Origin of the sequence: Serinicoccus chungangensis, assembly GCF_001483745.1 — a bacterium.
Classification (GTDB): Bacteria; Actinomycetota; Actinomycetes; order Actinomycetales; family Dermatophilaceae; genus Ornithinicoccus; species Ornithinicoccus chungangensis_A.
The window spans coordinates 94,343-109,311 of record NZ_LQBL01000028.1 but is presented as its reverse complement, the minus strand read 5'-3'; the positions used below and the strand labels follow the sequence as shown (position 1 = coordinate 109,311).

Genomic DNA, 14,969 nt, shown 5'->3' with positions numbered 1-14,969 from the left:
GTGCCCGCGTCCGTCGCGGGCGCGGCCCCCGGGGTGGGGGACCTGCTCGACCTGCGCGTCGGCCCCGTCGCGCACGGGGGCCACTGCGTCGCCCGGGTGGGCGACACCCCGCACGGGCAGGTCGTCTTCGTCCGGCACGCGCTGCCGGGGGAGCGGGTGAGCGCCGTCGTCACCGGCAGCGGGGGCGGGGGGCGCTTCCTGCGCGCCGACGCCGTCGAGGTCCACGAGGCCTCCCCCGACCGGGTGCCGCCGCCCTGCCCCTTCGCAGGACCCGGCCGCTGCGGCGGGTGCGACTGGCAGCACGCCGACCTGGCCGCCCAGCGCCGGCTCAAGGCCGAGGTCGTCCGCGAGCAGCTCGTCCGCGTCGGCGGGTGCACCGAGCAGGAGCTGGCCCGCGCCACCGGCCCGGCAGGTCTGGTGTGCGAGGCGCTGCCCGGCGACCAGGAGGGCCTGCGCTGGCGCACCCGGGTCGAGGTGGCCCTCACCCCGCGCCACGACGGGGACGGGGTGGCTGCCGGGCTCAGGGCGCACCGCTCGCACCGGGTGGTCCCGGTCGACGACTGCCTCATCGCGGCCCCGGGCGTGGTGGGGACGGGCGTGTTCTCGGACCCGCAGGCGCTCGTGGACGCGGCCCGCGTGCCGGTCCGCCAGGGGCGACCGGCCCCGCGGGTGAGCGCGCTCGACGCCGTGGCGCCCGGCGCCGGCGACCCGGTCGTCGTGCCGCTGGTCCTGCCGGGCGACCCGCCCCGCCGGCGGGGCCGCCGCCCCGCCTCCCGCCGCGGGTCGCGCCAGGCCCCGGAGCCGCTCGGCCCGGTGCCCGAGGTGGTCGAGACCGTGCGGGGCCACGACTTCCGCCTGTCCGCGCGCGGCTTCTGGCAGGTGCACCCCGGCGCCGCCGCGGAGTTCACCGCGCAGGTGCTGGACTGGCTCGACCCGCAGCCGGGGGAGCGCGCGCTGGACCTGTATGCCGGGGTGGGCCTCTTCGCCGTCCCGCTCGCCGAGGCGGTGGGGGACTCGGGCGAGGTGCTGGCCGTCGAGGCCGACGTCGCCGCGGCGGACGCCGCCGGACGGCACCTCGACCCCTACCCGTGGGCGCAGGCCCACGCCGGCGCGACCGAGGAGGCGCTGGCCGGGCTCGTCACGTCCGGCGGGTCGGCCGACGTCGTCGTCCTCGACCCGCCCCGCAGCGGCGCGGGCGCCGACGTGGTGCGTGCGCTGGCGGCACTGCGGCCGCGGGCCGTGGTCTACGTCGCGTGCGACCCCGCCGCGCTCGCCCGTGACCTCGCGACCGCGCGGGAGGCGGGCCTGGAGCTGGCTGCGCTCCGGGTGCTCGACGCCTTCCCCATGACCCACCACGTCGAGTCCCTGGCGCTGCTGCGCCCGGCGCCGACGACGACCTGACGCGACGACGACCCGACGCGACGACCTGACGGAGGACCTCGTGCCCGACCTGGACCAGCAGCTGGAGTTCGGGGTGTTCCCCACCCCGGCGGCCGACCGCATACCGGAGCTCCTGGCGCTCGTGCAGGTCGCCGAGGTGGAGGGTCTCGACCTCGTGTCCGTCCAGGACCACCCCTACCAGGACGGCTTCCTGGACACCTGGACCCTGCTGTCGGTCCTCGAGGCCCGCACGACCACCATCCGGCTGGCCCCGAACGTCGCCAGCCTGCCGCTGCGACCGCCCGTCCTGCTGGCCAAGGCCGCGGCCTCGCTCGACCTGCTCACCGACGGGCGGGTCGAGCTGGGCCTGGGCGCCGGTGCCTTCTGGGACGGCATCGTGGCCGCCGGCGGCCCGCGCCGCTCGCCGGGGGAGGCGGTCGACGCGCTCGCCGAGGCGGTCGAGCTCATCCGGGCCTTCTGGGCCGGTGGCACCCTGCGGTTCCGCGGCGAGCACTACCGGGCGCAGGGGCTGCACGCCGGCCCTCCGCCCGCGCACGACATCCCCATCTGGCTGGGGGCCTACAAGCCGCGCATGCTGTTGCTCACCGGCCGCCTGGCCGACGCGTGGGTCCCGAGCATGGGGTATGCCGACCCGCCCGACCTCCCCGCGCTCGCGGCCGTGGTGGACGAGGCAGCGCTGGCGGCCGGGCGGCCGCCGGGTTCGGTGCGGCGGATCTACAACATCACCGGGCGCTTCGGCACCGGCGGCGGGTTCCTGCGCGGCACCCCGGCCCAGTGGGCCGAGCAGCTGGCCGAGCTCACCGTGACCGTGGGGATGAGCAGCTACGTCCTCGGCACCGACGACGCCGACGTGGTGCGCCGGTTCGCCGCCGAGGTGGCCCCGGCGACCCGGGAGCTGGTGGAGGCCGAGCGGGCGCGGAGGGCGACGACGTCGCAGGAGACGCCGACGGGGGCTGCGACGACGTCCCAGGAGACGCCGACGGGGGCTGCGACGACGTCCCAGGAGGCGCCGACGGGGGTGGTGCTGCCCGGGCGCGCCGACGAGGGCCGGGGGAGCGGACGGCATACCGTCGAGCCGACGCCGGACGACGGGCGCCGGCTCTCGCCGACGATGCCCTGGGACGAGCCGAGCCGGCCGGTCGCCCCGGACGGTGCGCCGGGCCCGCACCCGGAGCAGGCCCAGCACCTCAAGGACATCCACGACGGGCTGCGCGGAGAGCTCGCGCAGGTGCGCGACGTCCTCGACCAGGTGCGCCGCGGCCACCTCACCGTCGGGGCGGCCCGCTCGGTGGTCAACACCATGACGATGCGGCAGAACAACTGGACCCTGGGCGCCTACTGCGAGTCCTACTGCCGGATCGTCACCGGGCACCACACCCTCGAGGACCGCAGCGTCTTCCCGCACCTGCGCCGGGCCGAGCCCGGCCTGGAGGCGGTGCTCGACCGGCTGGAGGAGGAGCACGTCGTCATCCACGACGTGCTCGAGCAGTTCGACCGGGCGCTGGTGCGGCTGGTGGCCGAGGACGGCACCGGACGGGCCGGCGAGGAGGTCCTCCAGGGCGTGCAGTCCTCCCTCGACCTGCTCACCGACACCCTGCTGTCGCACCTGGCCTACGAGGAGCGTGAGCTCGTCGGACCGCTGAGCCGGCACGGGCTGTCCTGAGCCCGCCCGCCCCACCTGACGCGGCGGCGGGTGGTGGGGCAGGATGGGAGCACCGGGTGCGGCGCGCCTCGTTGCGTCCCCCACCCACGGTGAGATATCTTGATGTCAAGATAAATAGCCAGCCAGCGAAGGAGCGATCACGTTGAGCCCCAATCCGAACAGCTTCGAGGCCAAGGGCACGCTGGAGGTGGGCGAGGCCAGCTACGAGATCTACCGGATCGGCGGGCTGGAGGGCGCCGACACCCTGCCCTACTCCCTCAAGGTGCTCCTGGAGAACCTCCTGCGCACCGAGGACGGCGCCAACATCACCACCGAGCACATCAACGCGCTCGCCGGCTGGGACGCCGACGCCGAGCCGGACACCGAGATCCAGTTCACCCCCGCGCGCGTCATCATGCAGGACTTCACCGGGGTGCCGTGCATCGTCGACCTGGCCACCATGCGCGAGGCCATGGGCGACCTCGGCGGTGACCCGACCAAGATCAACCCGCTCGCCCCGGCCGAGCTCGTCATCGACCACTCGGTCATCATCGACGTCTTCGGCCGCCCCGACGCCTTCGAGCGCAACGTGGAGATCGAGTACGAGCGCAACGAGGAGCGCTACCAGTTCCTGCGCTGGGGGCAGACGGCGTTCGAGGACTTCAAGGTCGTCCCCCCGGGCACCGGCATCGTCCACCAGGTCAACATCGAGCACCTGGCGCGGACGGTCATGACCCGCGAGTCCGGCACCGACGGCGCCCTGCAGGCCTACCCCGACACCTGCGTCGGGACCGACTCCCACACGACCATGGTCAACGGGCTGGGTGTGCTGGGCTGGGGCGTCGGCGGCATCGAGGCCGAGGCCGCCATGCTCGGCCAGCCCGTGTCCATGCTCATCCCGCGGGTCCTCGGCTTCAAGCTCACCGGTGCGGTGCCCCCCGGCGCGACGGCCACCGACGTCGTGCTCACCATCACCGAGATGCTCCGCGAGCACGGCGTGGTCGGCAAGTTCGTCGAGTTCTACGGCGACGGCGTCACGCAGGTGCCGCTCGCCAACCGCGCGACCATCGGCAACATGAGCCCGGAGTTCGGCTCGACCTGCGCGATCTTCCCCATCGACGACGTGACGCTGGACTACCTGCGGCTCACCGGCCGCCCGGACGACCAGGTCGCCCTGGTCGAGGCCTACGCCAAGGAGCAGGGCATGTGGGCCGACCCGCAGAAGGAGGCCCGCTACAGCGAGTACCTCGAGCTCGACCTGTCGACGGTGGTCCCCTCCATCGCCGGGCCCAAGCGCCCGCAGGACCGCATCGAGGTCTCCCGGGCCAAGGAGCAGTTCTGCTCCGACCTGGAGAACTACGCCGAGCCGACGCAGCTCACCGGGGTGGACCACGAGCTCGAGGACACCTTCCCGGCCTCGGACGCCCCCTCGCACGACGCCAGCGACGCCGGGGTGGAGGCGGACCGGCCGGTGCGCTCGGGCCGGCCCAAGGACGGCGACACCCGCCGCGCTTCGAAGCCGGTCACGGTGACGATGGGTGAGGAGACCTTCGAGATCGACCACGGCATCGTCGCGATCGCCTCGATCACCTCCTGCACCAACACCTCCAACCCCTCGGTGATGATGGCGGCGGCCATGCTGGCCAAGAACGCCGTGGACAAGGGCCTGACCGTGGCCCCTTGGGTCAAGACGTCCATGGCTCCCGGCTCCAAGGTCGTGACCGGCTACTTCGACAAGGCCGGCATGTGGCCCTACCTCGAGCAGCTCGGCTTCCATCTCGTCGGCTACGGCTGCACCACGTGCATCGGCAACTCCGGACCGCTGGTGGAGGAGATCAGCCAGGCGATCAACGACAACGACCTCGCGGTCACCTCGGTGCTCTCGGGAAACCGCAACTTCGAGGGTCGGATCAACCCGGACGTGAAGATGAACTACCTCGCGTCCCCGCCGCTGGTCATCGCCTACGCCCTCGCGGGGACGATGGACTTCGACTTCGCCACCGAGCCGCTCGGGCAGGACGCCGACGGCGACGACGTCTTCCTCGAGGACATCTGGCCCGCGCCGGAGGACGTCGAGCGGACCATCTCGGAGTCCATCAGCCGCGACATGTTCACCGAGGACTACAGCGACGTCTTCGCCGGCGACGAGCGTTGGCGGGGTCTGGACACCCCGGACGGCGACACCTTCGAGTGGGCCGACGAGTCGACCTACGTGCGCAAGCCGCCGTACTTCGAGGGCATGGGCGCCGAGCCCGAGCCCGTGGAGGACATCGCGGGTGCGCGGGTGCTGGCGCTGCTCGGTGACTCGGTCACCACGGACCACATCAGCCCGGCCGGGTCGATCAAGGCCGACAGCCCGGCGGGGAAGTACCTCTCCGAGCACGGCATCGACCGCAAGGACTTCAACTCCTACGGTTCGCGCCGCGGCAACCACGAGGTCATGATCCGCGGCACCTTCGCCAACATCCGGCTGCGCAACCAGCTGCTCGACGGCGTCGAGGGCGGCTTCACCCGCGACTTCACCAGCGGCGGCGAGCAGACGACGATCTACGACGCCGCGCGGGCCTACGCCGAGCAGGACATCCCGCTCGTCGTCCTCGCCGGCAAGGAGTACGGCTCCGGCTCCTCCCGCGACTGGGCCGCCAAGGGCACGCGTCTGCTCGGCGTCAAGGCGGTCATCGCCGAGTCCTACGAGCGCATCCACCGGTCCAACCTCATCGGGATGGGCGTGCTGCCGCTGCAGTTCCCGCAGGGCGAGACCGCGGAGAGCCTGGGCCTGGACGGCACCGAGACCTTCGACATCTCCGGCGTCACCGCGCTCAACGACGGTTCCACGCCGAAGTCGGTCAAGGTCGTCGCGACCAAGGACGGCGGCGAGACCGTCGAGTTCGACGCCGTGGTCCGCATCGACACCCCGGGCGAGGCCGACTACTACCGTAACGACGGCATCCTGCAGTACGTCCTGCGCTCGCTGGTGAGCGCCTGAGGCGAGCACCGGCATACCGCACCTCGGCGCCCCGTCAGCCCTCGGGCCGACGGGGCGCCGCTGTCGTCACGGGCCGATGAGCGTCCTCAGAGCTCCCCGGTGCGGAGCAGCTCGCGGAGGTGGTCCGCCTGCCGCATCGCGAGCGCCACGATGGTCAGCGTCGGGTTGGCCGCGCCGCCGGTGGTCATCACAGAGCCGTCGGAGACGAAGAGGTTGGGCACGTCGTGCGCCTGACCCCAGCCGTTGAGCGGTCCGTCCGCCGGGTCGGCGGCCATGCGGCAGCTGCCCAGGTTGTGCGTCGCCGGGTAGGGCGGCGTGTGGTGCACCCCGAGGGCGCCGGCGGCCCGGTAGATCGTGTCGGCGGCGCGGTAGGCGTGCCGCCGCATCGCGATGTCGTTCGGATGGTCGTCGAAGTGGACGTGCGGTGCGGGGAGGCCCCACTGGTCCTTGACGTCGGGGTCCAGCGTGATGCGGTTGGACTCCTGCGGCATGTCCTCGCCGACCAGCCACATACCCGCCGTGTGGGCGTAGGCATCCATGAGCCGGGTGAACTCGCGTCCCCAGCTGCCGGGCTCGACGAAACTGGCCAGGAAGGCCGGGCCGAGCGACAGGGTCTCCATGTAGTAGCCGCCGACGAACCCGCGGGACGGGTCGTGGACCGCCTCGTCGGCGATGATGCCGGCCATCGTCTCGCCGCGGTACATCCGCACCGGCTGCTCGAAGCGTGCGTAGGCGGACCCGGTCAGGTGCCGCATGTAGTTGCGGCCGACCTGACCGGAGGAGTTGGCCAGCCCGTCCGGGTGCGAGGGCGAGTCGCTCATGAGCAGCAGTCTCGGCGTCTCGATGGAGTTGCCGGCGACGCACACGGCGCGCGCCGCCTGCCGGTGCAGGTTGCCGTCGGCGTCGAGATACTCCACCGCGTCGGCCCGTCCGTCGGAGCCGTGGGTGATCCGCACCGCCTGGCAGAGCGGGCGCAGCTCGGCGTTCCCGGACTCCAGGGCCCGCGGGATCTCCCGGACGAGCGTGGACCACTTGGCGCCGGACTTGTCCCCCTGGAAGTTGAACCCGTCCTGCACGGTGGCGGGGCGGCCGTCGTAGGGCTCGGCGTTGGTGGCGTAGGGACCGGTGGCGTAGTACTTGTAGCCGGCGCGCTCGGCACCGTTCGCGAAGACCTTGTAGTTGTTGTTCGCCGGCATCGGCGGCCGCCCGTGCCGGTGCGAGGAGCCCATCGCCTTCTCGGCCCGGTCGTACCACGGCTCTATCTCCTCGAGCGTGACCGGCCAGTCCAGCAGGTTCGCGCCCTCCACCTCGCCGTAGGTGCTGCGGGCGGCGAACTCGTGCGCCATGAACCGCGGCGTCGCCCCGGCCCAGTGCGTGGTGGTCCCGCCGACGGCCTTGACGATCCACGCCGGAAGGTTGGGGAAGTCCCGCGCGACGCGGTAGGAGCCGGAGGTCGTGCGCATGTCCAGCCACGCCATCTGGTTGAAGGCGGGCCACTCGTCGTTGGTGTAGTCGTCGGCGGTCAGGTAGGGACCGGCCTCGAGGACGACGACCTTGACCCCCTCGGTCGCCAGGTCGTGGGCGACGGTGCCACCGCCGGCCCCCGAGCCGATGACGACGACGACCGGCTCGTTGAGCGGGATGGGGTTTCCGTGCGTGCTCATCGCTGCTCCTCCACGTCGCGCAGTTCGGTTCGGGGCTCACCGTCGTACTCGGTGATCCGCGGCTCGGGCAGCCAGTCCAGGTCGTCGAAACCCCGGTTCAGGTAGCCGCCCTGGTCGAAGCTCGGCCCCTCGTAGCCGAGCAGCTCCCACACCTCGCGGTCGTCGTACAGCGCGACCACCGCCACCCCGCGGATCTGTCGGAAGTAGGGCTCGTCGGCGTACTCCCGCAGCAGCAGCGTCGCCGTCTCGTCGGAGGCCCCGAGGAAGTCGCCGTCGCTGATCGTGTCGAGCATGTCCAGGTCGGGACCCAGGGTGGCGGCCAGGCGCCGGTCGTCGGCGGTCGCCTCGACGACGGCGTCCGCGGTGCGCTCGTAGGGGCCGTCGGGGAAGCTGTCGTGCGGGTAGGCCAGCCGGAGCACGCGCACCAGGATCTGGCGTTGACGTGAGGTGAGCGTGGCCGGGCCGCCCCTGAGCGCGGAGCTGGTGTCCCGCCTGATCGTCGCCGAGTCCTTGTCCGCCATGTCGTGGTCCTCCTCGTGCCCGCCGCACCGCGTCGTGCGACGGCACCACGCTAGGTCCGCCCCGGCGGCGACGGCTACCGGCGTTCTCAGTCGGTGAGAACGTCGGTGTCGACCCGGCGGAAGTACGCGGCGATGTCGCCCGAGGCCACCCGCAGCCGGTGCTCGACCCGCAGGTCGGGGCCGTCGAAACGACGGGCGTCGGCGGAGACGGCGACGCACCCGATCAGGCCGCCGTCCGGTCGTCGGACCGCCACCGCGGCGCAGCTGCTGCCCGGGATGAACTCCTCGAACTCCCACGCGACTCCGCGCCGGGTGACCTTGGCCAGGTGCGCGTCGAGCACGCCCGGGTCGGTGATCGTCCGGGACGTCAGCCCGGGCAGCCCGTAGCGCGCCAGCTCGACCTGGCGCTCGGTCTCGTCCAGGTCGGCCAGCAGGATCTTGCCGAAGGCGGTCGCGTGCGGCGCCTGGTGGAAGCCGAAGGTCATCGGTTCCAGCCGAGGGCACTCGGGCGAGTCGGCGACGAAGATGAGCGCCAGGGTGGCGCCCCGCCGCACGGTGAGGTATGCCGCGCACCCGGTGGCGTGGTGCAGGTCGACGATCCGCTGCCGCACCTGGGCGGACAGGCCGATCTGCCGGTGCAGGGCCAGGCCCAGACGGTGCGGCTTGTAGCCGAGCTCGTAGCGCCCCTCGCCGCGCAGGTGGACCAGGTAGTCCCGCGCCACCAGGTCACCGGCCAGCCGGTACACCGTGGACAGCGGCAGGTCGAGGTCGTCCGCGAGCTCACGGGCCGAGGCACCGCCGCGGTCGGCCACCGACTCCAACAGGTCGAAGGTGCGCTCCACGGTGCGCGCACCGGTGTGCGACGTGCTCACCGTCCCATCATCGGCAGCGGCGGGGCTTGACGTCCACCCGGGAGCCCCCCACCATCGGGCCATGTACTTCATCGTGGTCAAGTTCCCCGTCAAGCCCGAGTCCGCCGAGCGCTGGTCCGAGATCGTCGCCGACTACACCGCCGGCTGCCGCAGCGAGGAGGGCAACATCTCCTTCGAGTGGTCCCGGAGCCTGGAGGACCCGCTGCAGTACGTCCTCGTCGAGGCGTTCACCGACGAGGGCGCGGCCAAGCACGTCGAGAGCCCGCACTTCACCGAGGGCATCGAGGCGATGCGCCCGCATCTCACCGGCACTCCGCAGATCATCTCCCGGCAGGTCGAGGGTGAGGGCTGGGAGCCGATGGGCGAGCTGCAGATCGACTGAGAGTGCCGGCTAGCTGAGGTCCTGCTGGGAGCGGCGCTCCACGGGCTTGCCGGCCGCCTCCCCGACGGCGGCGGCGTGGTCGGGGACCGGCAGCTGCAGGCGTCGGTCGGTGCGCTGGTAGCCGGTCGAGTCCGGACGCTCCGGCATGGTCAGCTCGGCCTGCTCGACCTGCTCGTAGGGGATCGTCGAGAGCAGGTGGGCGATCATGTTGATGCGTGCCGAGCGCTTGTCGTCCGACGGCACGACGTTCCACCGGGCCTCGGGGATGTCGGTGTGGACGAACATCTCGTCCTTGGCCCGGCTGTAGTCCTCCCACCGGGTCAGCGACTCCAGGTCGGTGGGGGAGAGCTTCCAGCGCCGCATGGGGTCCTCCATCCGGGACCGGAAGCGGCGCTCCTGCTCGTCGTCGGAGACCGAGAACCAGTACTTGCGCAGCAGGATCCCGTCGTCCATGAGCATCCGCTCGAAGATCGGGGTCTGCTGCAGCCACCGCCGGTGCTCCTCCGGGGTGCAGTAGCCCATGACCCGCTCCACCCCGCCGCGGTTGTACCACGAGCGGTCGAAGAGCCGGATCTCCCCGGCGGCGGGCAGGTGCTCGACGTAGCGCTGGAAATACCACTGCGTCTTCTGCCGCTCGGTCGGGGTCGGCAGGGCCACGATCTGGGCATCGCGGGGGGAGAGGTACTCGGTGACCCGTTTGATCGCCCCGCCCTTGCCGGCGGCGTCGCGTCCCTCGAAGACGATGACGAGGCGGTGGCCTGTCTCCTTGATCCAGGTCTGCATCTCGACGAGCTGCTCCTGGAGCCGGAGCAGCTCGGCCTCGTAGACCTTCTTGTTCAACCGGGGCACGGTGTCCTTCCCGCGCCCGCCGGTGGAACCACCGGTCTTCGTGGCACTTGTGCGCTGGGACATCTGCTCATCGTGCCAGCACGAGCGCCCGGCGGGAAGGGGTCAGCTCTCCAGCGGCTCGTGGTGGTCGCGACCGGGGACGCCGCGCCGCCAGTAGCCGTCCACCTGCAGCGCGCTGGGCTTCAGTGCCTCGCCGCCGACGCCGAGCTCGGCCGCCGCACGGCGCACCTGGACCATCGTGCCGGCCTCGCCCGCGGCCCACACGTAGTCGCCCGGCTCCGGGGGCAGGGACCGCAGCGACTCGGCGAGCGTGCCCTCCTCCTCGTCCATGAGCCAGGTGACGCGGGCGTCCGCGCGCTGGGGCAGGGGCACCAGGCAGGTCGCGTCCGGGACCTGGACCACGACCTCCAGGGGTATGCCCGCGGGCGCCTCCTCGAGCCAGCGGCCGACGGCGGGCAGCGCGGTCTCGTCCGCCAGGCAGACGTAGCGCCGGGCGTCGGCCGGCTCGGTCATCGACCCGCGCGGGCCGAGCAGGCCGACGACGTCGCCCTTCCGGGCGCCGCTCGCCCAGGTGCTCGCCGGGCCGGTGCCGTGCACGACGAAGTCGATCGTCACCTGCTGGGTCTGGTCCGCGTCGTGGACCCCGCGCACGGTGTAGTCCCGGGTCACCGGGCGCTGCGCGCCCTCGGGGAGGCTGGGCCGGTCGTCGACGACGGTCGGGAGCGTGAGCTCGCCGGTGGTCGGGTGCGGGAAGGCGACCTTGACGTGGTCGCCGACGGCCAGCCTCACCCAGGGGATCGGCGGCGTGCCGGCCTCGAGCCCGAGGGTGATGCGCCGCATCCGGCCGCCGAGCTGCTCGACGTGGCTGACGGCGGCGCGGCGGACGTGGAGCGGGTGGAGCTGACGGCTCCGCTGCAGGGCGGCGGTGGCGGCGCTGGTCATGGTGTCCCGTTCGTCGAAATAGCGAAGATCTGCGTGCTCATAATAAGGGAGGCGTGCTGTGGATGGCGAGCAGCGGGGCGTGGGCGGGTCGTCGTACACTTGTTCGCATGAGCAGCGGACCGCCCGGATGGCCCGACCGGGTCCCCCCGGCCGGGGTCGCCGGCTGGGAGCAGGCCGCGGTCTCCTGGCTGCTCGACCAGTGCCCGGCCGACTACCGGGCGTATGCCGCGTGGCGGCGCCACCCGGCGGCGCTCGCCTGGGTGGCGACCCGGCACCTGGAGGCGCAGCTGGAGGCGATGCGCGGGGCGTGGCGCGACGTACGCCCGGAGCTGGGGCCGGCGCTGCCGCCGGGCACCCTCGGCGACGTGCTGGAGTCGCTGGCCCGCGAGGGCCTGCGGCTGCGGGCCAACCACCGCGCCGCCGGCCTGCTGCTGGAGGCGCTGCGCCTGCGGGCGCCGATCCGGTGAGTCGTCTAGCCTGACCCGATGCCCCACCGGTTCAGCCAGTACGACGTCTTCTCGACCCGCACCGGGGACGGCAACCCGCTGGCGGTGGTCCACGACGCCGACGACCTCGACGCCGCGACCATGCAGCGCTTCGCCGCCTGGACCAACCTGTCGGAGACGACCTTCGTGCTGCGTCCCGACGACCCGGGTGCGGACTACCGCGTGCGGATCTTCACCCCGACGACCGAGCTGCCCTTCGCCGGGCACCCGACGCTGGGCAGCTGCCGGGCCTGGCTCGACGCCGGAGGCGAGTCGCAGCAGGCCGGCACCGTCGTCCAGGAGTGCGGCATCGGGCTGGTCACCGTGCGAGCACAGGACGGCGCCCTCTCCTTCGCGGCCCCGCCGCTGCTGCGCTCCGGGCCCGTGGACGACGACCTCGCCACCCGCGTCGAGCAGATCGTCGGCCGGCCGCCGCTCAGCCTCCAGTGGGGCGACAACGGGCCCGGTTGGGTCGTCGCCGAGCTCCCCGATGCGCAGGCGGTGCGGGACCTGCGGCCGCAGTTCGCCCCGGGCGAGCAGATCTACCTCGGCGTCTTCGGGTGCCAGGGACAGCACGTCGACGACGGCTACGAGGTGCGGGCGTTCTTCCCCGGCGAGCACGGCATCTGCGAGGACCCCGCCACCGGCAGTCTGAACGCCTCGGTGGCGATGATCCTGGCGCAGCGTGACCAGGGATGGACCCGCTACACCGCACGCCAGGGCACCGCACTGGGTCGCGATGCCCGCATCGACGTGCGGCGCGAGGGCGACCGGCTGTGGGTCGGTGGCCGGGTCGTGGCGGCCGTCACCGGGTCCGTGCACCTCTGAGGCCATGCCGCACCTCGCTCAGCGTGCGGCCAGCCGCTCCCGCAGCAGGTCACCGAAGGCCGTGACGTCGCCGCCCGTGCCCTCCAGGTCGTCGGCGTCGAGGAGGACGTCGTAGCCCTGCCGCTCGAGGTCGGCGACCAGCACCACCGGCAGCCCGGCCTGCAGCGCCGCCGCGCTCTGCGCCGCCGTCAGCTCGTTGCGGTGCCGCAGCTCGACGGTCGCGTCGAGCCGCGCCACGAGGGCGTCCCACTCCTTCTTCCGGCGCACCGGGGAGTGGGTGATGTCGCACAGGGAGCAGTGGGCGGTGCCGCGCACCTTCCCCCAGAGGTAGGCCGCCTCACCCAGCACCCCTCCGTCCGCGTCGTAGACGCCGATGACGACCGGGGCGGCACGCTGGCTCATCCCCGCAGCGTAGCCGCCCCACCGCCCGACCCAGCGGCGTCCCAGCCCCGGCTGCGTAGACTTGACCCTCGACCGCACCGTCGCCGACCCCGGAGGAGTCCTGTGGCCCTCATGCGCACGATCACCGGACCGTCCGACCTCAAGGGGCTGACGCAAGGTCAGGTGGTGTCGCTCGCGGAGGAGATCCGCGCATACCTCATCTCCTCGGTCTCCCAGACCGGCGGTCACCTCGGGCCCAACCTCGGGGTGGTCGAGCTGTCGCTCGCGCTGCACCGGGTGTTCGACTCCCCGCGCGACACGTTGCTGTTCGACACCGGGCACATCTCCTACGTCCACAAGCTGCTCACCGGGCGGCACGACTTCTCGACGCTGCGCAAGCAGGGGGGCCTCTCGGGCTACCCCAGCCGCGCCGAGTCCGACCACGACGTCGTGGAGAACAGCCACGCCAGCTCCTCGCTGTCCTGGGCTATCGGCATCGCCACCGGCCGCAAGCTGCGCGGCGAGACCGACCGGCACACGGTGGCCGTCATCGGCGACGGCGCGCTGACCGGGGGCATGGTCTGGGAGGCGCTCAACAACATCGCCGACCAGCCCGACCTGCCGCTCATCATCGTCATCAACGACAACGAGCGGTCCTACGCGCCGACCCGCGGGGGGATGGCCGACTACCTCGCCTCGTTGCGGGCGACCCAGGAGTACGAGCACGTCCTGTCCTGGGGCAAGCGTCAGCTGTCCCGCACGCCCATGGTCGGCCGCCAGGTCTACGACACGCTGCACGGCATGAAGAAGGGCCTCAAGGACATCGTCAGCCCGCAGGGGATGTTCGAGGACCTGGGCCTGAAGTACCTCGGCCCGGTCGACGGCCACGACGTCGAGGCGATGGAGACCGCGCTGCGCCGGGCGCACGACTTCGGCGGTGTCGTCCTCGTGCACGTGCTCACCGAGAAGGGCCACGGCTATGACCCGGCCACCGCCGACGAGGCCGACCGCTTCCACGCCGTGGGCAAGATCAACCCCGAGACGGGGCTGCCGCTGGAGGTCTCGGGGCGGTCCTGGACCGACGAGTTCAGCGACGAGCTGGTGCGGCTGGGCCGGGAGCGTGACGACATCGTGGCGCTCACCGCCGCGATGCTCATCCCGGTCGGGCTGCAGCCCTTCGCCGAGCGTTTCCCCGACCGGGTCTTCGACGTGGGCATCGCCGAGCAGCACGCGGTGGCGATGGCCTCCGGGCTCTCGTTCACGGGGATGCATCCCGTCGTCTGCATCTACGCGACCTTCCTCAACCGGGCCTTCGACCAGCTGCTCATGGACTGCGCGCTGCACCGCCAGGGGGTCACCTTCGTCCTCGACCGGGCGGGGATCACCGGATCCGACGGCGCCAGCCACAACGGTATGTGGGACCTCACCCTCGTGGGGATCGTCCCCGGGGTGCGGGTGGCCGCGCCCCGCGACGGCCAGCAGGTCGCGCTCGCGCTGCGCGAGTCGGTCGACATCGACGACGGCCCGTCGGTGGTGCGCTTCCCCAAGGGCAGCGTGGGGCCCCCGATCGAGGCGGTCCGCCGGGTCGGCACCCTCGACGTCCTGCGCGACGTCCCGGCCGAGGGGTCGACGGCCGACGAGGCGCCCGAGCTGCTGCTCGTCGGGGTCGGGTCGATGGCCGCCACCGCCCTTCAGGTCGCCGACAAGCTGCACGCCGAGGGTCGCCGCGTCATGGTGGTCGACCCGCGCTGGGTGCTGCCGGTCAGCCCGGACCTGCTGGAGCTGGCCCGGGGGGCGGGCCGGGTCGCGGTCATCGAGGACAACATCGTCGGTGGCGGCATCGCCAGCGCCGTCTCGCGGGCCTTCGACGACGCCGGTGTCGACGTCCCGGTGCACGGGTACGGCATACCCCAGGAGTTCCTGGACCACGGCTCGCGCGACCAGGTGCTGGAGCGGATCGGCCTGACGCCCGACGCCGTGGCGACGTCGCTGTCGGCCCGGCTGGTCTGAGAGGCC

General features: G+C 72.7%; 13 protein-coding genes. 7 read left to right on the top strand and 6 right to left on the bottom strand.

The features are described 5' to 3' along the window. The 3 genes from AVL62_RS09100 to AVL62_RS09090 all read left to right on the top strand — a co-directional run bounded on the left by AVL62_RS09100 (window position 1) and on the right by AVL62_RS09090 (window position 6,029). Window positions 1-1,401, top strand: a complete 1,401-nt coding sequence (locus tag AVL62_RS09100) for a class I SAM-dependent RNA methyltransferase (RefSeq protein WP_235585639.1) — start codon at window positions 1-3, stop codon at window positions 1,399-1,401. Window positions 1,402-1,441: 40 nt separating this feature from the next. After that, on the top strand, window positions 1,442-3,064 hold the full coding sequence (locus AVL62_RS09095) for an LLM class flavin-dependent oxidoreductase (RefSeq protein WP_058891335.1): 1,623 nt from the start codon (window positions 1,442-1,444) through the stop codon (window positions 3,062-3,064). 142 nt (window positions 3,065-3,206) lie between these two features. Next, window positions 3,207-6,029, top strand: a complete 2,823-nt coding sequence (locus tag AVL62_RS09090) for an aconitate hydratase (RefSeq protein WP_058891334.1) — start codon at window positions 3,207-3,209, stop codon at window positions 6,027-6,029. Window positions 6,030-6,115: 86 nt separating this feature from the next. Here AVL62_RS09090 and AVL62_RS09085 read toward each other — a convergent pair whose 3' ends face one another. From AVL62_RS09085 to AVL62_RS09075, 3 genes are all read right to left on the bottom strand, one after another. Further along, entirely contained in the window at window positions 6,116-7,693 is a 1,578-nt protein-coding gene (locus tag AVL62_RS09085; RefSeq protein ID WP_058891333.1) for a GMC family oxidoreductase, read from the bottom strand. Beyond that, window positions 7,690-8,214: a hypothetical protein gene (locus tag AVL62_RS09080; RefSeq protein ID WP_235585638.1), complete on the bottom strand. Its 525-nt coding sequence runs from the start codon at window positions 8,212-8,214 to the stop codon at window positions 7,690-7,692. Before AVL62_RS09080 ends, AVL62_RS09085 begins: the two co-directional genes overlap by 4 nt. A gap of 86 nt (window positions 8,215-8,300) precedes the next feature. Beyond that, window positions 8,301-9,086, bottom strand: a complete 786-nt coding sequence (locus AVL62_RS09075) for an IclR family transcriptional regulator (RefSeq protein WP_058891332.1) — start codon at window positions 9,084-9,086, stop codon at window positions 8,301-8,303. 61 nt (window positions 9,087-9,147) lie between these two features. Here AVL62_RS09075 and AVL62_RS09070 point away from each other — a divergent pair, with 61 nt between their 5' ends. Then, on the top strand, window positions 9,148-9,468 hold the full coding sequence (locus AVL62_RS09070) for a putative quinol monooxygenase (protein ID WP_022923752.1): 321 nt from the start codon (window positions 9,148-9,150) through the stop codon (window positions 9,466-9,468). Between the two features lie 9 nt (window positions 9,469-9,477). On the opposite strand, the gene ppk2 is transcribed toward AVL62_RS09070, so the two are convergent. Together ppk2 and AVL62_RS09060 are read right to left on the bottom strand one after the other, a co-directional pair. After that, window positions 9,478-10,380: a polyphosphate kinase 2 gene (gene ppk2 / locus AVL62_RS09065; RefSeq protein ID WP_235585637.1), complete on the bottom strand. Its 903-nt coding sequence runs from the start codon at window positions 10,378-10,380 to the stop codon at window positions 9,478-9,480. A gap of 39 nt (window positions 10,381-10,419) precedes the next feature. Further along, entirely contained in the window at window positions 10,420-11,259 is an 840-nt protein-coding gene (locus tag AVL62_RS09060) for a siderophore-interacting protein (RefSeq protein ID WP_058891330.1), read from the bottom strand. Between the two features lie 107 nt (window positions 11,260-11,366). Between AVL62_RS09060 and AVL62_RS09055 the strand changes: the two genes are divergently transcribed. Both AVL62_RS09055 and AVL62_RS09050 read left to right on the top strand, forming a co-directional pair. After that, a complete protein-coding gene (locus tag AVL62_RS09055) occupies window positions 11,367-11,726 on the top strand; it encodes a hypothetical protein (protein WP_058891329.1) in 360 nt (119 codons plus the stop codon). A gap of 18 nt (window positions 11,727-11,744) precedes the next feature. Continuing rightward, entirely contained in the window at window positions 11,745-12,572 is an 828-nt protein-coding gene (locus tag AVL62_RS09050; RefSeq protein ID WP_058891328.1) for a PhzF family phenazine biosynthesis protein, read from the top strand. An 18-nt stretch (window positions 12,573-12,590) separates the two neighbouring features. Here the strand turns inward: AVL62_RS09050 and AVL62_RS09045 are convergent, their stop codons facing one another. Then, complete coding sequence (locus AVL62_RS09045; RefSeq protein WP_058891327.1) at window positions 12,591-12,974, bottom strand: hypothetical protein; 384 nt, start codon at window positions 12,972-12,974, stop codon at window positions 12,591-12,593. A gap of 102 nt (window positions 12,975-13,076) precedes the next feature. On the opposite strand from AVL62_RS09045, the gene dxs reads away from it, so the two are divergent. Beyond that, window positions 13,077-14,963: a 1-deoxy-D-xylulose-5-phosphate synthase gene (dxs, locus tag AVL62_RS09040; RefSeq protein WP_058891326.1), complete on the top strand. Its 1,887-nt coding sequence runs from the start codon at window positions 13,077-13,079 to the stop codon at window positions 14,961-14,963. Window positions 14,964-14,969: the final 6 nt, after the last annotated feature.